Source organism: Burkholderia sp. Bp8991, assembly GCF_003853795.1.
Taxonomy (GTDB): domain Bacteria; phylum Pseudomonadota; class Gammaproteobacteria; order Burkholderiales; family Burkholderiaceae; genus Burkholderia.
The window spans coordinates 19635-38920 of the sequence record NZ_QTQJ01000049.1; the positions used below are offsets into that span (position 1 = coordinate 19635).

A 19286-nucleotide genomic window follows, 5' to 3' on the forward strand; every position below is an offset into this window, starting at 1 on the left:
GCGGGTAATCAGATCAGGCGGTTGTCCGGCAGGCGCTTCGCGATTTCCGCGACGAGCACGTGCGCGAGTTCGTCCTTCGGCGCGCGCGGCAGGCGCGTGAGGCCGGCTGCCTCGAACAGCACGACTTCGTTGTCGTCGCGGCCGAACGTCAGCGGGCCGAGGTTGCCGACCAGGAGCGGCACGTTCTTGCGCTTGCGCTTCTCGTCGCCGTGCACGTCGAGGTCGCCGCTTTCGGCCGCGAAGCCGACGCAATACGGCGGATCGGGTAGCGCCGCGACCGACGCGAGGATGTCCGGATTCTCGACGAACGCGAGCGCCGGCATCTTGCGGTCGGCCGTCTTCTTCATCTTGTGCTCGGCCGGCTGATCGACGCGCCAGTCGGCGACCGCGGCCACCGCGATGAAGATGTCGGCGTCGGCTACCGCCTGCATCACCGCGTCGTACATCTGCTGCGCGGTCTGCACGTCCTGGCGGTACACGCCCCACGGCGTGTCGAGCGCGACCGGCCCCGCGACGAGATGCACGTCGGCGCCGGCCTGCTGCGCGGCGCGCGCGAGCGCGAAGCCCATCTTGCCGCTCGAGCGGTTCGTGAGGCCGCGCACCGGATCGAGCGGCTCGAACGTCGGGCCGGCCGTGATCAGCACGCGGCGGTGCGCGAGCACCTTCGGCGCGAAGTGCGAGACGATCGCCTCATAGATCGCCTCCGGCTCGAGCATGCGGCCGTCGCCGACTTCGCCGCACGCCTGCGCGCCCGAATCGGGGCCGAGCACCGACACGCCGTCGGCGCGCAGTTGCGCGGCATTGCGTTGCGTGGCCGGGTTCTGCCACATCTGGCGGTTCATCGCGGGCACGACGAGCAGCGGACAGTCGCGCGCGACGCACAGGGTCGACAGCAGGTCGTCCGCGAACCCGTGCGCGAGCTTCGCGAGGAAGTCCGTCGACGCGGGCGCGATCACGATCGCGTCGGCTTCGCGCGACAGGTCGATGTGCGCCATGTTGTTGCCGATGCGCGCGTCCCACTGGCTCATGTAGACGGGCCGGCCGGACAGCGCCTGCATCGTGACGGGCGTGATGAACTGCGTGGCGGCTTCGGTCATCGCGACCTGCACGGTCGCGCCTGCCTTCGTCAGCAGCCGGGTGAGCTCGGCGATCTTGTAGCAGGCGATGCCGCCCGTCAGGCCGAGAACGAGGTGTTTTCCTGCGAGTTCTGCGTGTGCCAACTCAGGCCTCCAAGGGTCAAACGGAACGGCCGGCGCGAAGCCGGCCGTCGCCAACGAGTATGCGCGCTCAGCGCGAGCCGCGCACGCGACGCAATTCGTCGTAGATCAGCAGCACCGCGCCGATCGTGATCGCGGAATCGGCGAGGTTGAACGCCGGGAAGTGCCAGTCGCCGAGGTGGAAATCGAGAAAGTCGATCACGTGGCCGTAGATCAGCCGGTCGATCACGTTGCCGAGCGCGCCGCCGAGGATCAGCGCGAGCGACACGCTGAACAGCCGCTGGTGGCCGTGGCGCTTCAGCAGGAAGCAGATCACGAGCGTCGCGCCGACGCCGAGCGCGGTGAACGCCCAGCGCTGCCAGCCGCTCGCGGTCGACAGGAAGCCGAACGCGGCGCCGCGGTTGTACACCAGCACGAGGTTGAAGAACGACGTCAGCGCATGCTGCGCGCCGTACGCGAACGTTTTCAGGATCGCGATCTTCGACAGCTGGTCGAACAGGATCACGATCAGCGAAATGCCGAGCCAGGGCGCGAGCGCGCCGCTGGCCGGTTTCGACAGGGTTTTCGCCATATTTACGCAGCGCTCCGGATTTCGCCGTTTTCAAACAGGTTCGAGAAGCAGCGGCCGCACAGCGTCGGATGATCGGCGTGCGCGCCGACGTCCTCGCGGTAGTGCCAGCAGCGTTCGCACTTCTGGTACTTCGACGCGGCCACGTCGACGCTTTCCTGCGCTTCGTCGTCGACCTTCACGACCGTTGCCGCCGACGTGATCAGCACGAACTTCAGGTCGTCGCCGAGGCTCGTCAGCGCGTCGTAGCGCGCGCCGCTCGCATGCACGGCCACTTCGGCCTGCAGCGACGAGCCGATGCGGTTCGCGGTGCGGGCCTCCTCGAGCGCCTTCGTCACGTTGCCGCGCACGTCGCGCAGCAGCGCCCATTTCTCGATCAGCGCGGCCGCGCCGGCGACTTCCGGATACGCGTAGTAGGTTTCCGTGAACACGGTGTCGCTGGCCGGCTGGAACACCTTCCACGCTTCTTCCGCGGTGAACGACAGGAACGGCGCGAGCACGCGCAGCAGCCCGTGCGTGAGGTGGTACAGCGCGGTCTGCGCGGAGCGGCGTGCGCGCGAATCGGCCGCGCTCGTGTACAGGCGGTCCTTCAGCACGTCGAGGTAGAAGCCGCCGAGGTCTTCCGAGCAGTACGTCTGCAGCTTCGCGACGACCGGGTGGAATTCGTACTTCTCGTAGTGGCCGAGCAGTTCCGTCTGCAGTTGCGCGGAGAACGCGACTGCGTAGCGGTCGATCTCGAGCCATTCGTCGACCGGCACCGCGTGCTGCGCGAAGTCGAAGTCCGACAGGTTCGCGAGCAGGAAGCGCAGCGTGTTGCGGATGCGGCGATAGCCTTCGGTCACGCGCTTCAGGATTTCCTCGGAGATCGCGAGTTCGCCCGAGTAGTCGGTCGACGCGATCCACAGACGGATGATTTCCGCGCCGAGACGGTTCGCGACTTCATGCGGGTCGATGCCGTTGCCGAGCGACTTGCTCATCTTGCGGCCTTCGCCGTCGACCGTGAAGCCGTGCGTGAGCAGGCCCTTGTACGGCGCGCGGCCGTCGATCATCGATGCGGTCAGCAGCGACGAGTGGAACCAGCCGCGGTGCTGGTCCGAGCCTTCGAGGTACAGGTCGGCCGGGAACTGCAGCTGATCCTTGTGCGAGCCGCGCAGCACGTGCCAGTGCGTCGTGCCCGAGTCGAACCACACGTCGAGCGTGTCGCGGTTCTTTTCGTACAGGTTCGCGTCGTCGCCGATCAGCTCGCGCGGATCGAGCGTCTGCCACGCCTCGATGCCCGACTGCTCGACGCGCTTCGCGACTTCCTCGAGCAGTTCGAGCGTGCGCGGATGCAGCTCGCCGGTTTCCTTGTGCACGAAGAACGCCATCGGCACGCCCCATTGGCGCTGGCGCGACAGCGTCCAGTCGGGACGGTTCGCGATCATGCTGAACAGGCGCTGCTTGCCCCACGACGGGTAGAACGCGGTGGCGTCGATGCCTTCGAGCGCGGTTTCGCGCAGCGTCTTGCCGCCGTCGCGCGGCGTCACGTCCATGCCGGCGAACCACTGCGACGTCGCACGGTAGATGATCGCCGTCTTGTGACGCCAGCAGTGCATGTAGCTGTGCTTGTAGTGCTCGCTGCGCAGCAGCGAGCCGGCCTCGCGCAGCGCGTCGACGACCTTCGGGTTCGCGTCCCAGATCGACAGGCCGCCGAACAGCGGCAGCGATTCGATGTAGCGGCCGTCGCCCATCACCGGGTTGATGATGTCCGAGTCGGTCATCCCGTGCGCCTTGCACGACTGGAAGTCCTCGATGCCGTAGGCGGGCGACGAGTGCACGACGCCGGTACCGGTGTCGGTCGTCACGTAGTCGCCGAGGTAGACGGGCGCGGTGCGCTTGTAGCCAGGGTGGGCCGATGCGAGCGGGTGGTGGAAGCGCAGGTTCGCGAGCTTCACGCCCGGCGCGGTCGCGACGACGCGGCCGGTCAGCTTGAAGTCGATCATGCAGGCTTCGACACGCTCTTCCGCGATGATCATCAGCCCGCGCTCGGTGTCGACCAGCGCGTAGACGATTTCCGGATGGAGGTTCAGCGCCTGGTTCGCGGGGATCGTCCACGGCGTGGTGGTCCAGATCACGATGCCGCCCTCGGCGCGCGGCAGTGCCGGCAGGCCGAACGCCTGCGCGGTCTTTTCCGGTTCCGCGAACGCGAACATCACGTCGATCGTCGGGTCGGTGCGATCCTTGTACTCGACTTCCGCCTCGGCGAGTGCCGAGCCGCAGTCGAAGCACCAGTTCACCGGCTTCAGCCCGCGATACACGTAGCCCTTCTCGATGATCTTGCCGAGCGCGCGGATTTCTTCCGCCTCGTTGACGAAGTTCATCGTCTTGTACGGGTTCGCCCAGTCGCCGAGCACGCCGAGACGCTTGAAGCCGACCTTCTGCTTCTCGATCTGCTCGGTCGCGTACGCGCGCGCCTTGCTCATCACTTCGGCCGCCGGCAGCGACTTGCCGAACTGCTTCTCGATCTGGATCTCGATCGGCATCCCGTGGCAATCCCAGCCCGGCACGTACGGCGCGTCGAAGCCGGCCATGTTGCGCGACTTGACGACGATGTCCTTCAGGATCTTGTTGACCGCGTGACCGAGGTGGATGTCGCCGTTCGCATACGGGGGGCCGTCGTGCAGGATGAACTTCGGCCGGCCCTGGCTGGCCGCGCGGATCTTCTCGTAGATGCCGCGCTCTTCCCATTCCTTGACCCACTGCGGCTCGCGCTTGGGCAGGTCGCCGCGCATCGGGAACGGCGTGTCGAGCAGGTTGACCGGATACTTGGCCTGCGGTTTCGAATCGGCTTTCTTGTTGCTCATGATGGGATCGCTATCTAAATCGGGGGACGCTCGTGCGTCGTGAATCGGGGATGCGCGCGGGTCGGCGGCGCGAGGGTGCGGCGCGGGGCGCCGCCGGCCGGATCAGCTAATTCGGTCGGTCGCCGAGGTCGAGAAGCCGGTCGTGCGGCTGCCCGGCGCGCGGTCGCGCTCGACGAAGTACGCACGTGCATTCGCGACGTCCAGCGCGATCGCGCGCGACAGCGCCTCGAGATCGTCGAACTTCGCCTCGTCGCGCAGCTTCTTCAGGAATTCGACGCGGATGAGTTTGCCGTACGCGTCGCCGTGCCAGTCGAGCAGGTGGACTTCGAGCAGCACGCGGCCGGAATCGTCGACGGTCGGGCGCAGCCCGAGGCTCGCGACGCCCGGCAGCGGGGCGGGGCCCAGGCCGTGCACCTGCACGACGAAGATGCCCGCGAGCGCCGGCCGCTTGTGCGCGATCGGCAGGTTCAGGGTCGGGAAGCCGAGGTCGCGGCCGAGCTTCAGCCCGTGCGCGACGTGGCCGCTGATCGCGTAGCCGTGGCCGAGCGCCTGCGCGGCCGCGTCGAGATCGCCCGCCGCGAGCGCGGCGCGCACGCCCGAGCTGGAGATGCGCGTGCCGTCGCTGCCGGCGACCGTGCCCATCTGCTCGACCTCGAAGCCGTACTGCTCGCCGGCCGCCTTCAGCGTGTCGAAGGTGCCCGCGCGCTTCGCGCCGTAGCAGAAATCGTCGCCGACCATCATCCAGCGCGTGTGCAGCCCGTTCACCAGCGTGCGCTCGACGAACGCCTGCGGCGACTGGCTTGCGAACGTATGGTTGAAGTGCTCGACGACGACGCGGTCGACCCCGTGCTCGCGCAGCGCTTCCAGCTTGTCGCGCAGCATCGCGATGCGCGGCGGCGCGCCGGCCGGGTTGAAGAATTCCCGCGGGTGCGGCTCGAAGGTCATCACGCACACGGGCAGGCCGCGCGCGTCCGCTGCCGCGCGCACGCGCGCGAGCAGGGCCTGGTGGCCGCGATGGACACCGTCGAAGTTGCCGATCGTCAGCGCGCACGGCGCGCGGCTCTCGGCGTTGGGCAGGCCGCGGAAGACTTTCACGATAGCGGATGCAGCGTCGGGGAATGGGCGGTGGGATGCCGCAAAGCAGAAGATTATAAACGTTCGGGCGGCCCGGCGGCCGAGAAGGGGGGAAACGCGGGGGCGAATGGTAAAATTCGCGGATGAAAAAACTCGTGATCCTGATTTCCGGTCGCGGCAGCAACATGGAGGCCATCGTCCGCGCGTGCGCGCAGGAACGCTGGCCGGCCGAGGTCGCCGCCGTGATCGCCAACCGGCCCGACGCGGCCGGCCTGGCTTTTGCCGCGTCGCACGGGGTGGCGACCGCGGTGGTCGACCATCGTTCGTTCGACGGCCGCGACAGCTTCGACGCGGCGCTCGCCGCCGAGATCGACCGCTTCGCGCCCGATCTCGTCGTGCTTGCCGGCTTCATGCGCATCCTTACGCCCGATTTCGTCAGACGATATGAAGGCCGGCTGCTGAACATCCACCCGTCGCTGCTGCCGAGCTTCAAGGGCATCCACACGCACCAGCAGGCGCTGGATGCCGGCGTCGCGCTGCATGGCGCGAGCGTGCATTTCGTGATTCCCGAACTCGACAGCGGTGCGATCGTCGCGCAGGGCGCGGTGCCCGTGCGCGCGGGCGACGACGCGGCCGCGCTCGCGCAGCGCGTGCTGACGGTCGAGCACGTGCTGTATCCGCGTGCGGTCCGCTGGTTCGTCGAGGGGCGCCTGCGCCTCGAGAACGGCAGGGCAGTGGTCGCGCCGGAAGAGGCGCGCTGGATTTTCGCGGATCAACCGCATACCGAAACGAGCGAGGGCGTATGAAGCTGCACGGATTCCTGATTGGCCAGACCGAGACCTTGCTGGCCGAGGTGCTGAAGTTCACCGGCCCCGCCGACGCGACGACGAGCCGGTTCTTCCGTGCGCACCCGAAGCTCGGCCACGCCGAGCGCGGCGTGATCGCCGAGGCGGTGTTCGCGGTGCTGCGCCGCAAGATGGAGTTCTCGCACCTCGCCGAGAGCGGCACGGGCAGCCCCGCGCGGCGCCTGACGCTGCTCGGCCTGATGCAGACGCTCGGCCGCAATGCGCTGAAGCCGTTCGTGTCCGACACCGAGGCCGCGTGGCTCGAGCACGTGTCGAAGATCGATCCGGCGAGCCTGCCGGTGCGCGTGCGCACGAACCTGCCCGACTGGATCTACCAGGCGCTGTCCGCCCGTTTCGACGCAGAAGAACTCGCGCAGCTCGCCGCCGCGCTGAACTACCCGGCGCCACTCGACCTGCGCGCCAACGCGCAGAAGGCGACGCGCGACCAGGTGATCGACGCGCTGCGCGCGAACGGCATCGACGCTGGCGAGACGCCGTTCGCGCCGCAAGGCGTGCGCGTCGTCGGCAAGCCGGCGCTCACGCGTCTGAAGCTGTTCGAGGAAGGCCAGATCGAGGTGCAGGACGAAGGCAGCCAGCTGCTGTGCTCGCTGGTCGCGCCGCGCCGCGGCGAGATGGTCGTCGATTTCTGCGCGGGCGCCGGCGGCAAGACGCTCGCGCTCGGCGCGATGATGCGCTCGACCGGGCGCCTTTATGCGTTCGACGTGTCGGAAAAGCGCCTCACGAAGCTGAAGCCGCGCCTCGCGCGCAGCGGGCTGTCGAACGTGAACCCGGTGCTGATCGACAGCGAACACGACGCGAAGATCAAGCGGCTCGCGGGCAAGATCGACCGCGTGCTGGTCGATGCGCCGTGCAGCGGCCTCGGCACGCTGCGCCGCAACCCCGACCTCAAGTGGCGCCAGACGCGGACGTCGATCGAGGAACTCACGCCGAAGCAGGCGTCGATCCTCGCGAGCGCCGCGCGTCTCGTGAAGAAGGGCGGCCGGCTCGTGTACGCGACCTGCAGCGTGCTCGACGCGGAAAACGAGGCGATCGTCGAGCAGTTCCTCGCCGACCATCCGGACTTCGTGCTGGTGCCCGCACAGAAGGTGCTGGCCGACCAGCGCATCGAACTCGAGACTGGCGACTACCTGTCGCTGTGGCCGCACCGCCATGCGACCGACGGCTTCTTCGCCGCGGTGCTGGAACGGCGCGCCGCGCAGTAAGGGCGGGGCGCACAGACGATGGAGAATCTGCAGAACCGCCTGCTGTCGCACCGGCTCGCGTCGGTGATCCGCGACTTCAACCAGCCGGTGATGATCTGGCAGGCGGCGATCCTCGTCGGCGCGCTGTGTTTTGCATGGGTTGCCGCGCGGTTCGTGCACGGCCGCATCGACGCGCGCCGGCGCGCCGCCGGCCGGATGCCGGGCGCCGGGGCGCAGAGCCTGAAGCGCGCGCTGTTCCCGCTGTTCGGCGGGCTGTTCGTGCTGGCCGCGCAGCTCGGGTTCGACCCGTTCATGTCGACGTCGCTGCTGTCGCTCGCGCTCGTGCCGCTGTTCGGCATCGGGCTGATCTACGTGCTGTTCTTCTTCGCGCGGCGCGTGTTCGCCCGCGACGGCCACACGCATGCGTGGCTGTCGATCGTCGAGAAGATCGTGTCGGTGATCGTGTGGGCGGCGATGGTGCTGACGGTGCTCGGGATCCAGCGCGACGTGATCGCGTGGCTCGACAGCGTGCAGTTCCGCGTCGCGAATGCGCACCTCACGCTGCTGTCGGTGATCTCCGGCGCGCTGTGGGTGTGCGTGACGCTGATGGTCGCGATGTGGCTCGGCTCGGTGCTCGAGGAGCGCCTCGCGCGCGCCACCACGCTCGACGCGAACCTGAAGGTCGTGATGTCGCGGATCGGCCGCGCGCTGCTCGTGTTCGCGGCGATCCTGATCGGGCTGTCGCTCGTCGGCATCGACGTGACGGTGCTCGGCGTGTTCGGCGGCGCGGTCGGTGTCGGCCTCGGCTTCGGGCTGCAGAAGATCGCCAGCAACTACGTGTCGGGCTTCATCATCCTGCTCGACCGTTCGCTGCGGCTCGGCGACGCGATCAGCGTCGGCGGGCTCCAGGGCGTCGTCACGCAGATCCGCACGCGCTATACGGTCGTGCGCGGCCTCGACGGCAACGAGACGCTGATCCCGAACGAGAAGCTGATCACCGACGTCGTGCAGAACCAGTCGTCGTACCTGACGCGGGGCTACGCGAAGGTCGCCGTGCAGATTGCTTATACCAGCGACGTCGAGCAGGCGCTCGCGGTGCTCGCGGAAGCCGCGAAGGGCGTGCCGCGCGTGCTCGCGGAGCCGGCGCCGACGCCGTATCTGGTCGGCTTCGGCGCGGACGGGATCGACCTGGAGCTCGGCTTCTGGATCGAGGATGCGGCGAAGGGCACGTCGGGCGTGCGTTCGTCCGTGAACCGCAACATCTGGCGGCTGTTCGGCGAGCACGGGATCTCGATTCCGTTCCCGCAGCGCGAAGTGCGCGTGGTCGGTTTGCCGGAGGGGTTCGCCGCGACCGGCGTGGTCGCCGAGGGCGTGCCCGTGGCCGATGGCCGATCGGTGGACGGGCGGGCGTCGGCCGCGTAGATGCGGCCGACGGCGCGAATCGGGCGGGGCCTGCGGCCAGAACCGGATCGCGCGCCTTTCCCGGTCCGCCGATGGACTGTTTGCGTTGCGTCAAGACAAGAGAATATTCATTTTTTACAAAGACTTGGAACGGTTGAAGTAAAATTCCGGTCTACACGCGGTATGCTTTCATTTTTATGACGCCGGCCTGCGCCGGCATCGCTCTCACCACAGGTAACTGCCTTGTTGAATTCCCTGCTCGATTTTCTTTCCCACGGGCTCCTGCGCTTTTCGTGGTGGCAGGTCGCGCTGTTCGCGCTTGCCGTCACGCACGTCACGATCATCGGCGTGACGGTCTACCTGCACCGCTGCCAGGCGCACCGCGCGCTGGAGCTGCACCCGATCGCGAGTCACTTCTTCCGCGCCTGGCTGTGGATGACGACCGGCATGCTGACGGGCCAGTGGGCCGCGATCCATCGCAAGCACCACGCGAAGTGCGAAACCGAGGAAGATCCGCACAGCCCGCAGACGCGCGGCATCTGGAAGGTGTTCCTCGAAGGCGCCGAGCTGTATCGCGCGGAAGCGAAGAACGAAGAAACGATGCGCAAGTTCAGCCACGGCACGCCGAATGACTGGATCGAGCGCAACGTGTACTCGAAGTACCCGATCCTCGGCGTGAGCCTGATGATGGTGATCGACGTCGCGCTGTTCGGCGTGCTCGGCCTGACCGTGTGGGCCGTGCAGATGGTCTGGATTCCGTTCTGGGCCGCGGGTGTCGTGAACGGCTTCGGCCATTTCTGGGGCTACCGCAACTTCAACTCGGCCGATGCGAGCACGAACCTGTTCCCGTGGGGCATCGTGATCGGCGGCGAAGAGCTGCACAACAACCACCACACGTTCGCGACGTCGGCGAAGCTGTCGAACAAGTGGTACGAGTTCGACATCGGCTGGATGTACATCCGCATCATGTCGGCATTCGGTCTCGCGAAGGTGAAGAAGGTTGCACCGACGCCGCGCCTGAACAAGCCGAAGACGGTGCTCGACCAGGAAACGCTGCAGGCCGTGCTGTCGAACCGCTACGAAGTGATGGCGCGCTACGGCAAGGCCGTGAAGCGTGCGTACCGCCAAGAGCTCGCGCACCTGAAGGAAATCGGCGGCGAGAAGTACCAGCTGATGCGCGGCGCGCGCAAGTGGTTCCACAAGGACGCCGACGGCCTCGACGAACCGCAGAAGAAGCTGCTGCCGGAGATCTTCGCGAACAGCCAGAAGCTGCACACGTACTTCCAGCTGCGCCAGGATCTGGCCGCGATCTGGGATCGCTCGACCGCTTCGCGCGAACAGCTGCTCGCGCAATTGCAGGATTGGTGCCATCGCGCGGAACAAAGCGGCATCAAGGCGCTGCAGGAATTCGCGACGCGCCTGCGTCGCTACGCCTGATTCGAAATCGATTAGAATCTCAGGACGTCACAAACCCCGCGTTGGCGGGGTTTTTTCATTTGGGCGGCCGGTTTTCGAAGGGCGACCGGAAGCGCCGGAATTCGTATGAGGCTCGGGGCAGCGCTGACGTGGCGCCCCGGAGCGAGCGCAGGGATGGCGCTGGAGCAAAAGCGCTAAAGTGCCAACTCGGGCCGACCGCGAAGCATGGGGCCAGAGTAAGTGCTAAAGCACTAACTCTGGCCGACCGCGAAGCATGGGACCTGAGTAAGCGCTAAAGCGCTAACTCGGGTCGACCGCGAAGCATGGGACCCGAGTAAGCGCTAAAGCGCTAACTCGGGTCGACCGCGAAGCATGGGACCCGAGTAAGCGCTAAAGCGCTAACTCGGGTCGACAGGAGATATGGAGATGCAATCGACGATCAAACCCGTCGAGTACGACCGGCCGGTCTCGGCGGGAACCGTCTGTGGGGTAGGCCAGGCGTGGGCCAAAGTGCCCGAGGCGCCGTCTGCCGAAGAACGCGCCGCACTGAAGGCGCGCATCAAGGCGCTGCTCGCACGTGAAAAGGCCGTGCTCGTCGCTCACTACTACGTGGATGCCGAGCTGCAGGAACTGGCGGACGAAACCGGCGGCTGCGTCGCCGATTCGCTCGAAATGGCCCGTTTCGGCCGCGACCACGACGCGCAGACGCTCGTCGTCGCCGGCGTACGCTTCATGGGCGAAACCGCGAAGATCCTGAGCCCCGGCAAACGCGTACTGATGCCCGATCTCGACGCGACCTGCTCGCTCGATCTTGGTTGCCCGGTCGACGAATTCTCCGCGTTCTGCGATGCGCATCCCGACCGCACCGTCGTCGTCTACGCGAACACCAGCGCCGCCGTGAAGGCCCGCGCGGACTGGATGGTCACGTCGTCGATCGGCCTCGAAATCGTCGCGGACCTGCACGCGCGGGGCGAGAAGATCATCTGGGCACCGGATCGCCATCTCGGCAGCTACATCCAGAAGAAAACCGGCGCGGACATGCTGCTGTGGCAGGGTTCGTGCCTCGTCCACGACGAATTCAAGGGCATCGAGCTCGACCTGCTGCGTGCCGAATATCCGGACGCGAAGGTGCTCGTGCATCCGGAGTCGCCGGAAAACGTCGTCGCGCAGGCGGACGTCGTCGGCTCGACGACGCAGCTGATCGATGCCGCCGTGAAGCTCGACGCGACGCACTTCATCGTCGCGACCGACCTCGGCATCCTGCACAAGATGCAGCTCGCGGCGCCCGGCAAGACCTTCATCGCCGCGCCCACGGCCGGCAACAGCGCGACCTGCAAGAGCTGCGCGCATTGCCCGTGGATGGCGATGAACGGCCTCGCGAACCTCGCCGACGTGCTCGAGCGCGGTCACAACGAGATCTTCGTCGATCCGGCGATCGGCGCGCGCGCGCGTCTGCCGATCGACCGGATGCTCGATTTCGCCGCGGCGCACAAGAAGCGCGTGCAAGCGAGCGGCGATCTGCAGCGCGATCAGCAACTGTTCGCGAACGTGGGGGCTGCATGACCGGCGCAGTCTCTCCGCTGTTCGAAGCCGTCCGCGCACAATACGGCGCGGCGTTCGACGAAGCGATCGCGCGCAACGTCGCCGATGCGATCGCCGAAGACGTCGGGACCGGCGACCAGACCGGGCGGCTCGTGCCGGCCGGCGAGCGGCGCCGTGCGCGCATCATCGTGCGCGAGGAAGCCGTGTTGTGCGGCGTGCCGTGGTTCGAGGCCGTCATCGCGCGAATCGATCCGTCGATCGTCGTGCAGTGGCGCTATCGCGAAGGCGACCGGATGGCGCCGGATTCGACCGTCTGCGAACTCGAAGGGCCGGCGCGCGCGCTGTTGACGGCCGAGCGCAACGGACTGAACTTCCTGCAGCTGCTGTCGGGCGTCGCGAGCGCGACGCGTCGTTACGTCGATCGCGTCGAAGGCACGCGCACGAAGATCCTCGATACGCGCAAGACGCTGCCGGGCCTGCGGCTCGCGCAGAAGTACGCGGTGCGGGTCGGCGGCGGCGAGAACCAGCGTCTGGCGCTGTACGACGGCATCCTGATCAAGGAAAACCATATCGCGGCTGCCGGCGGTGTCGGCGAAGCGCTCGATGCGGCGTTCGCGCTCGAATCGGGCGTGCCAGTGCAGGTCGAAGTCGAGACGCTCGCGCAGCTCGACACGGCGCTCGCGCATGGCGCGCAGTCGGTGCTGCTCGACAACTTCACGCTCGACATGATGCGCGAGGCAGTGCGCATCGCGTCCGGCAAGGCCGTGCTCGAAGTGTCGGGCGGCGTCAATTTCGATACGGTGCGCACGTTCGCGGAGACGGGCGTCGACCGTATCTCGATCGGCGCGCTGACGAAGGACGTGCGCGCGACCGACTACTCGATGCGGATCGTCGACTGACCGCGCGACATACCGTCTGACGAAAAAAGCCGCTGGCGCGCATGACGCCAGCGGCTTTTTTTGTGCGGCGGCAGCCGGGAAGGGCGTACCGGTCAGCGGCGCGAGCGGGGCGTGAGCACGCTCGGCAGCGCCTTCGGCAGCGTGTGCGGCCAGTCGCGGCTGTAGTGCAGCCCACGGCTTTCCCGGCGCGAGTACGCGCTCTTCACGATCAGCGTCGCGACGTCGACGAGATTGCGCAGCTCGAGCAGGTCGCGCGTCACGCGGAAGTTCGCGTAGTACTCGTGGATCTCGTCGCGCAGCAGCGACAAGCGGTGCTTCGCGCGCTCGAGACGCTTGTCGGTGCGCACGATGCCGACATAGTTCCACATCAGCCGGCGCAGTTCGTCCCAGTTGTGCGCGACGACGACTTCCTCGTCCGCATCCGACACGCGGCTTTCGTCCCATGCGGGCAGCTTGGCCGGCGTTGCAGCGTCGAAGCCGGCCGCTTCGATCGCCTCGGCCGCCGCGCGGCCGATCACGAGGCATTCGAGCAGCGAATTGCTCGCGAGCCGGTTCGCGCCGTGCAGCCCCGTGTACGACGTCTCGCCGACCGCATACAGGCCCGCGAGATCGGTGCGCCCCGCGAGATCGGTGACGACGCCGCCGCACGTGTAGTGCGCGGCCGGCACGACCGGAATCGGCTGCTTCGCGATGTCGATGCCGAATTCGAGGCAGCGCGCATGGATCGTCGGGAAGTGCTCGCGCAGGAACGCTTCCGGCTGGTGGCTGATGTCGAGATACACGCAGTCGATCCCGCGCTTCTTGATCTCGAAGTCGATCGCGCGCGCGACGATGTCGCGCGGCGCGAGTTCCGCGCGCGGATCGTGTGCGGGCATGAAGCGCGTGCCGTCCGGTAGCTTGAGCAGGCCGCCTTCGCCGCGCACGGCCTCCGAAATCAGGAACGACTTCGCATACGGATGGAACAGGCAGGTCGGGTGGAACTGGATGAATTCCATGTTCGACACGCGGCAGCCCGCGCGCCACGCCATCGCGATGCCGTCGCCGGTCGCGGTGTCGGGGTTCGTCGTGTACAGGTAGACCTTGCCGGCGCCGCCGGTCGCGAGCACCGTGTGCGGCGCCTCGATCGTGATCGTGCGGTCGTTGTCGACGTCGAGCGCATACAGCCCGTGACAGCGGCGCCCGGGCAGCCCGAGCCGGTCCGACGTGATCAGGTCGATCGCATGGTGGTTTTCGAAGAACGTGATGTTCGGATGCTGGCGTGCGCGGTCGGACAGCGTCGCGAGCACCGCATGGCCGGTCGCGTCGGCCGCGTGGATGATCCGGCGGTGGCTGTGGCCGCCTTCGCGCGTCAGGTGGAAACCAAGTTCGGCCGCATCGTCCTTCGTGAACGGCACGCCCTGGGAGATCAGCCATTCGATCGCTTCGCGGCCATGCTCGACGATGTAGCGCGTCGCGCCTTCGTCGCACAGCCCGCCGCCGGCGACCAGCGTGTCGTCGACGTGGTTCTCGATGCTGTCCGCCGAATCGAGGACGGCCGCGATGCCGCCTTGCGCGTTATCGCTTGCCCCCTCCATCATCGAACGTTTCGCGATCAGCGCGACACGTCGCGTGCTGGCCAGGTTGAGTGCGACCGACAGCCCTGCCAGGCCGCTGCCGACGATCGCCACGTCGAATTTCATGCTGCATCTCCATCGTTACGCTTTAGATCTTGTGCGTTCCGTCGACCTTGGCCGCGGAAAGGGGAGAGCATACCGCGTCGGGCCCGAGCGTGCGCGCGAAACCGCGCAAAACAAAAAGCCCCGCATGTGCGGGGCTTTTCGGTCGCCGTCAGGCTGGCAGAAACCGGAGATTACTTGATCTTGGTTTCTTTGTATTCCACATGCTTGCGGACGACGGGATCGAACTTCTTGATCGCCATCTTTTCCGGCATGTTGCGCTTGTTCTTCGTGGTCGTGTAGAAGTGACCCGTACCAGCGGTCGACTCAAGCTTGATCTTGTCGCGTGCGCCTTTTGCCATGATTGTGCTCCTTGGGCTTAGGCTTCGCCGCGTGCGCGCAGGTCAGCGAGCACGGAATCGATGCCGTTCTTGTCGATCAGGCGCAGGCCGGCGTTCGAGACGCGCAGGCGCACCCAGCGGTTTTCGCTCTCCACCCAGAACCGGCGGTTTTGCAGGTTCGGCAGGAAGCGGCGCTTCGTCTTGTTGTTGGCGTGGGAAACGTTGTTGCCGCTCATCGGCGCTTTCCCAGTTACTTGGCATACGCGTGCCATGAGAGCACTCCTAATACGCTAAATTCGGGGTTCGATCGCCGATGAAGGTTCCATCGTACTGCCACGTGATCCATGGCTGCACTCAGAACGCCGAAGCCTGTAAAGACAAGGCCCTTCGATGGCTAGAACTGGTTGGAAAAAAGACAGACGACGATTCTAGCAGAAAAAGTTCAGAAAAATCAAACCCAATTTCGCATCGTCGTTGCGGCGCCCGTGGGGCGGGTCGCCGGGCCACAGTCTACAGCCAACCGGCGCGCGCGAACGAAAATGTATCGCTGGTGCCGACGACGACGTGATCGAGCAGCCGCACGTCGACGAGTTCGAGCGCGTCTTTCAGCACCCGCGTCAGGCGGCGGTCCTCCGCGCTCGGCTGGACCGCGCCCGACGGATGATTGTGCGCGACGATCAGCGCTGCGGCGTTCTGCTGCAGCGCGCGGCGCACGACCTCGCGCGGATAGACGGCCATGCGCGTCAGCGAGCCGCGCGTGATTTCCTCCATGTCGATCAGGCCGTTGCGGGCGTCGAGGTACACCGCAATGAATACTTCGTGCGGGCGCGAGCCGATCTTCAGCCGCAGGCAATCCTCGACGGCGCCGGGCGAATCGATCTGCAGGCGCGCGTGCGCCTTCTCCTCCAGCATGCGCCGCGCGATCTCGGTGACCGCGACGAGCCGTGCGGAGCGCGCGGGACCGATGCCGGGGTGCATCTCGAAGTCGCCGGAGGTCGCCTCGAGCAGGCCGCGCAACGTGCCGAACTGCCTGACCAGCGCGCGGGCGGTGACGAACACATCATGCCCGGGCTTGCCCGTGCCGAGCAGCAGCGCGATCAGCTCGTCGTCGGTCAGCGCGGCGGGCCCGCGCTCCAGCAGCCGTTCGCGCGGCCGCTCGGGGCGCCAGTCGGCCGGGCGGCGCTTGCGCAGGTGGATCGGGACGACGCGGCCCGGCGCAGCGGCCGGTGGGTCGGCGGTGTCGCGGCATTCGGCCGGCACGACGGCGAGAGAGGATGACGGCATGATCGAAACTCCATTGGCGGCGGCCGTGTGCGCGACGTCGTCGCACTTTCAGCCTTGCGCGCTCAGGTGACTTACAATATTGGTTTTGCGCCGGGCCTTTCGGCCAGTTCGGGCGCCGACGAACACGAGTCATTCATGAGCATCATCGATCTATCCGAAGTGAAGCCCGGTTCCCATGTCACGCTGCATTACCGGCTGGCACTGGCCGACGGCGCCGATATCGTCAACACCTTCTCCGACAAGCCCGCCACGCTGCTGCTCGGCGCCGGGCAACTGGCGCCCTCGCTGGAACAGATTCTGCTCGGGCTCAGGGTCGGTGACCATTCGACTTTTCAGCTAACGCCCGAGCAGGGGTTCGGTCCCCGCAATCCCGACATGCTCCAGCGCGTGACGCTGTCGACGCTGCGCGAGAACGGGATGGTCGGCGACGATTTCACGCCGGGCGAGCTGATCGAATTCAACGCGCCGGACGGCGGCCGCTATGCAGGGGTGCTGAAGGAAGTCAGCGAAACCTCGGCGCTGTTCGACTTCAATCATCCGCTCGCGGGCCAAGCGCTCACGTTCGAAGTGAAAATCATCGGAATCCTGTAATCATGAGCACCACCGATACGCTGTCCGGGCAGACCGTCGCCGCCGATGCCGAAATCCTGCTGGCCCAGCCGCGCGGCTTCTGCGCCGGGGTCGATCGCGCAATCGAGATCGTCGAGCGCGCGATCGCGATGCACGGTGCGCCGATCTACGTCCGTCACGAGATCGTCCACAACAAGTACGTGGTCGAGGATCTGAAGAAGAAAGGCGCGATCTTCGTCGAGGAACTCGAGGAAGTGCCGGCCGGCAACACCGTGATCTTCAGCGCGCACGGCGTGTCGAAGGCCGTGCGCGACGAGGCGGACGTGCGCGGGTTGCGTATTTACGACGCAACCTGCCCGCTCGTCACGAAGGTGCACGTCGAAGTGGCGAAGATGCGCCAGGACGGCGTCGACATCGTGATGATCGGCCACAAGGGCCACCCGGAAGTCGAAGGCACGATGGGGCAGGTCGAGCGCGGCATGCATCTCGTCGAAAGCGTCGAGGACGTGCAGAAGCTCGCACTCGCCGATCCCGAGCGCATCGCGCTCGTCACGCAGACGACGCTGTCCGTCGACGACGCGGCCGAGATTATCGGCGCGCTGAAGGCGAAGTATCCGAAGATCCGCGAGCCGAAGAAGCAGGACATCTGCTACGCGACGCAGAACCGCCAGGATGCGGTGAAGTTCATGGCGCCGCAGTGCGACGTCGTGATCGTCGTCGGCAGCCCGAACAGCTCGAATTCGAGCCGCCTGCGCGAAGTGGCCGAGAAGCGCGGCGTGGCCGCGTACATGGTCGACGCACCCGACCAGATCGATCCGGCCTGGGTCGCGGGCAAGCGCCGCATCGGCGTGACGGCCGGCGCATCGGCGCCGGAAGTGCTCGCCCAGGCCGTGATCGCGCGGCTGCGCGAGCTCGGCGTGCGCAATGTCCGCGCCCTCGACGGCATCGAGGAAAACGTGTCGTTTCCGCTGCCGCGCGGGCTCAACCTGCCGCCCGCCGTCTGATTGCCGCATCGCACCTGCGATACCCCCGAAGCGCGCCTCCCGGCGCGCTTTTTTTTGCGTCGCGAAAATGAGATGCAACCATTGTTCACAGCAATGGTGCAACCCGGTTGCTATCGCTGCGCGTAGCCGCTTCTCAAAATTGGTTGCAATGCAGGAAAACCCCATCGAATCAGGATTATTGGCGGCCTATAAATGGAGTTACAATGCGCCCGTTTTCAGGCCGGAATGGCTTTGAAATCGGGTTTTGGCAAGGCGCGGGAGACCTACTCGATGCATGTGAAGTTGGCTGACGCCATGTCCGTCGCCGCACCGGTTGCAATGCTTGCCGGCTGTAGCAAAAAGAGCGACGACGAGGCGGGCAGGGAGACTGCGGCACCCGCAGTACCGGCGGCCAGCGACGTGCGCGCTGCCGGACCCGGTCGTGCGGCGCGGTCGGTGTGCCGCATTGCGCAATCGGACAGTGACAAGGACAACGGGGCACGTTTGGCGATCGAGGAATTCAACGCGCAGGGCCCGAAGATCGGCATGCATTCGGCACGGCGGGCAGCACGCGCCGGCGGCGCTGCCATCGACCGGGCGACGGGCAAGCTGATTGCCCGACAACGAGCCGCCGGCCATGATGCGGCAGCAGCAGGGCGCGCCGCACGGCGGGCGCCCGGGTTTCGGGGCAACGCAGGCGACGTGCAGATGTCACTGATTCCCTTTCATTTCGATTCGACGAAACAGCGTGTCGCCGCGACCCATCGCGTCGCGGCGGGCGGTCTGCTTCGTTTCACGGATTCCGACGCAGTCCTGACGAAAGTCGGGCGCCACCTTCGCGATGCCGGTTCGGGCGCCGCGCGGGCGGCGGCGGACGGCCCGCTTGCACCGCAGGCGACGGCGTCCGGCATCGGAGCGCAAACCCTTGGCGACATCGGCATGTGCGCCGTCAAGGTGGTCGAGCCCGCGGGCGACGCGGCGCGGAACCTGATCTGCCCGGACGCGGGGTTCGCCCCGGCCCGGACGGAAAAAGGCATGGCGTTCGGGCAACCGGACACCGGCCGTTGCGGCACGCTGCCCTACGACTTCAAGGAGGCCAAGTACACCGTCCTCGATGTCGTGACGATTTAGCGACGGGACTCATGATGGCACCGGAACAGTGCGGTGTCGTTTCTGTATCCGTTCCGGCGGCAGGTCCGGCCGTACAGGCCGGGCGGCGCGCGCCGGGGCGATCCACCCTTACCGGTATCGACTAGTACCCGCAGTGTCGCCGAGAAGGCGCGATTCCTCGCTTACCCGCGGGGCGCAACGTCCTCCGGCAGCATGGGCCAAGGAGCTTTAAATGGATATTTTCGTCCAGCAGATCCTCAACGGGCTGGTGCTCGGCAGTGTGTACGCCATCATCGCGTTGGGTTACACGATGGTGTACGGCATTCTCGGCATCAT

Annotated in this window: 17 protein-coding genes and 1 pseudogene; 10 read left to right on the forward strand and 8 right to left on the reverse strand. The window is 66.7% G+C overall.

From position 1 onward, the window contains the following. Positions 1–8: 8 nt before the first annotated feature. From coaBC to DIE02_RS33365, 4 genes are all read right to left on the reverse strand, one after another. Positions 9–1220: a bifunctional phosphopantothenoylcysteine decarboxylase/phosphopantothenate--cysteine ligase CoaBC gene (coaBC, locus tag DIE02_RS33350; protein ID WP_124486990.1), complete on the reverse strand. Its 1212-nt coding sequence runs from the start codon at positions 1218–1220 to the stop codon at positions 9–11. Positions 1221–1287: 67 nt separating this feature from the next. After that, on the reverse strand, positions 1288–1788 hold the full coding sequence (gene lspA, locus DIE02_RS33355; protein ID WP_044845589.1) for a signal peptidase II: 501 nt from the start codon (positions 1786–1788) through the stop codon (positions 1288–1290). Positions 1789–1790: 2 nt separating this feature from the next. Further along, complete coding sequence (ileS, locus tag DIE02_RS33360) at positions 1791–4628, reverse strand: isoleucine--tRNA ligase (protein WP_124486991.1); 2838 nt, start codon at positions 4626–4628, stop codon at positions 1791–1793. A 102-nt stretch (positions 4629–4730) separates the two neighbouring features. After that, positions 4731–5723: a bifunctional riboflavin kinase/FAD synthetase gene (locus DIE02_RS33365; protein WP_044845591.1), complete on the reverse strand. Its 993-nt coding sequence runs from the start codon at positions 5721–5723 to the stop codon at positions 4731–4733. A 122-nt stretch (positions 5724–5845) separates the two neighbouring features. On the opposite strand from DIE02_RS33365, the gene purN reads away from it, so the two are divergent. The 6 genes from purN (at position 5846) to nadC (ending at position 13007) form a co-directional block, all read left to right on the forward strand. Next, entirely contained in the window at positions 5846–6508 is a 663-nt protein-coding gene (gene purN, locus DIE02_RS33370; protein ID WP_124486992.1) for a phosphoribosylglycinamide formyltransferase, read from the forward strand. After that, positions 6505–7770, forward strand: a complete 1266-nt coding sequence (locus tag DIE02_RS33375) for an RsmB/NOP family class I SAM-dependent RNA methyltransferase (RefSeq protein ID WP_044845593.1) — start codon at positions 6505–6507, stop codon at positions 7768–7770. Before purN ends, DIE02_RS33375 begins: the two co-directional genes overlap by 4 nt. Before the next feature lie 18 nt (positions 7771–7788). Beyond that, complete coding sequence (locus tag DIE02_RS33380; protein WP_124486993.1) at positions 7789–9171, forward strand: mechanosensitive ion channel family protein; 1383 nt, start codon at positions 7789–7791, stop codon at positions 9169–9171. A gap of 222 nt (positions 9172–9393) precedes the next feature. Beyond that, positions 9394–10587 carry an acyl-CoA desaturase gene (locus DIE02_RS33385; RefSeq protein WP_044845595.1) on the forward strand — a complete coding sequence of 398 codons (1194 nt, stop codon included), beginning with the start codon at positions 9394–9396 and terminating at the stop codon, positions 10585–10587. A 405-nt stretch (positions 10588–10992) separates the two neighbouring features. Then, positions 10993–12129, forward strand: a complete 1137-nt coding sequence (gene nadA, locus DIE02_RS33390) for a quinolinate synthase NadA (RefSeq protein ID WP_044845643.1) — start codon at positions 10993–10995, stop codon at positions 12127–12129. Further along, positions 12126–13007 carry a carboxylating nicotinate-nucleotide diphosphorylase gene (nadC, locus tag DIE02_RS33395; RefSeq protein ID WP_124523875.1) on the forward strand — a complete coding sequence of 294 codons (882 nt, stop codon included), beginning with the start codon at positions 12126–12128 and terminating at the stop codon, positions 13005–13007. Before nadA ends, nadC begins: the two co-directional genes overlap by 4 nt. 92 nt (positions 13008–13099) lie before the next feature. Here the strand turns inward: nadC and nadB are convergent, their stop codons facing one another. From nadB to radC, 4 genes are all read right to left on the reverse strand, one after another. After that, positions 13100–14686 (reverse strand): L-aspartate oxidase, encoded by a 1587-nt coding sequence (gene nadB, locus DIE02_RS33400; RefSeq protein ID WP_044845597.1) that lies wholly within the window; start codon positions 14684–14686, stop codon positions 13100–13102. A gap of 170 nt (positions 14687–14856) precedes the next feature. Then, positions 14857–15024: a 50S ribosomal protein L33 gene (gene rpmG / locus DIE02_RS33405; RefSeq protein WP_006478046.1), complete on the reverse strand. Its 168-nt coding sequence runs from the start codon at positions 15022–15024 to the stop codon at positions 14857–14859. Between the two features lie 17 nt (positions 15025–15041). Then, on the reverse strand, positions 15042–15275 hold the full coding sequence (gene rpmB, locus DIE02_RS33410; RefSeq protein WP_004186391.1) for a 50S ribosomal protein L28: 234 nt from the start codon (positions 15273–15275) through the stop codon (positions 15042–15044). Between the two features lie 238 nt (positions 15276–15513). Then, positions 15514–16287 carry a RadC family protein gene (radC, locus tag DIE02_RS33415; protein WP_124486995.1) on the reverse strand — a complete coding sequence of 258 codons (774 nt, stop codon included), beginning with the start codon at positions 16285–16287 and terminating at the stop codon, positions 15514–15516. 135 nt (positions 16288–16422) lie between these two features. Here radC and DIE02_RS33420 point away from each other — a divergent pair, with 135 nt between their 5' ends. The 4 genes and pseudogenes from DIE02_RS33420 to DIE02_RS33435 form a co-directional block, all read left to right on the forward strand. Beyond that, on the forward strand, positions 16423–16878 hold the full coding sequence (locus DIE02_RS33420; RefSeq protein WP_044845599.1) for a peptidylprolyl isomerase: 456 nt from the start codon (positions 16423–16425) through the stop codon (positions 16876–16878). 2 nt (positions 16879–16880) lie between these two features. Then, positions 16881–17861 carry a 4-hydroxy-3-methylbut-2-enyl diphosphate reductase gene (gene ispH, locus DIE02_RS33425; protein ID WP_124486996.1) on the forward strand — a complete coding sequence of 327 codons (981 nt, stop codon included), beginning with the start codon at positions 16881–16883 and terminating at the stop codon, positions 17859–17861. A 270-nt stretch (positions 17862–18131) separates the two neighbouring features. Further along, complete coding sequence (locus DIE02_RS33430) at positions 18132–18971, forward strand: branched-chain amino acid ABC transporter (protein ID WP_124487003.1); 840 nt, start codon at positions 18132–18134, stop codon at positions 18969–18971. 211 nt (positions 18972–19182) lie between these two features. Next, positions 19183–19286, forward strand: a pseudogene (locus DIE02_RS33435) (branched-chain amino acid ABC transporter permease); the annotation flags it as partial.

Coding starts and splice junctions, on each gene's coding strand:
- ispH (WP_124486996.1), top strand. CDS start 16,881: ATGAGCACCACCGATACGCTGTCCGGGCAGACCGTCGCCGCCGATGCC.
- lspA (WP_044845589.1), bottom strand. CDS start 1,788: ATGGCGAAAACCCTGTCGAAACCGGCCAGCGGCGCGCTCGCGCCCTGG.
- nadC (WP_124523875.1), top strand. CDS start 12,126: ATGACCGGCGCAGTCTCTCCGCTGTTCGAAGCCGTCCGCGCACAATAC.
- DIE02_RS33430 (WP_124487003.1), top strand. CDS start 18,132: ATGCATGTGAAGTTGGCTGACGCCATGTCCGTCGCCGCACCGGTTGCA.
- nadA (WP_044845643.1), top strand. CDS start 10,993: ATGCAATCGACGATCAAACCCGTCGAGTACGACCGGCCGGTCTCGGCG.
- ileS (WP_124486991.1), bottom strand. CDS start 4,628: ATGAGCAACAAGAAAGCCGATTCGAAACCGCAGGCCAAGTATCCGGTC.
- rpmG (WP_006478046.1), bottom strand. CDS start 15,024: ATGGCAAAAGGCGCACGCGACAAGATCAAGCTTGAGTCGACCGCTGGT.
- rpmB (WP_004186391.1), bottom strand. CDS start 15,275: ATGGCACGCGTATGCCAAGTAACTGGGAAAGCGCCGATGAGCGGCAAC.
- nadB (WP_044845597.1), bottom strand. CDS start 14,686: ATGAAATTCGACGTGGCGATCGTCGGCAGCGGCCTGGCAGGGCTGTCG.
- radC (WP_124486995.1), bottom strand. CDS start 16,287: ATGCCGTCATCCTCTCTCGCCGTCGTGCCGGCCGAATGCCGCGACACC.
- purN (WP_124486992.1), top strand. CDS start 5,846: ATGAAAAAACTCGTGATCCTGATTTCCGGTCGCGGCAGCAACATGGAG.
- DIE02_RS33375 (WP_044845593.1), top strand. CDS start 6,505: ATGAAGCTGCACGGATTCCTGATTGGCCAGACCGAGACCTTGCTGGCC.
- DIE02_RS33420 (WP_044845599.1), top strand. CDS start 16,423: ATGAGCATCATCGATCTATCCGAAGTGAAGCCCGGTTCCCATGTCACG.
- DIE02_RS33380 (WP_124486993.1), top strand. CDS start 7,789: ATGGAGAATCTGCAGAACCGCCTGCTGTCGCACCGGCTCGCGTCGGTG.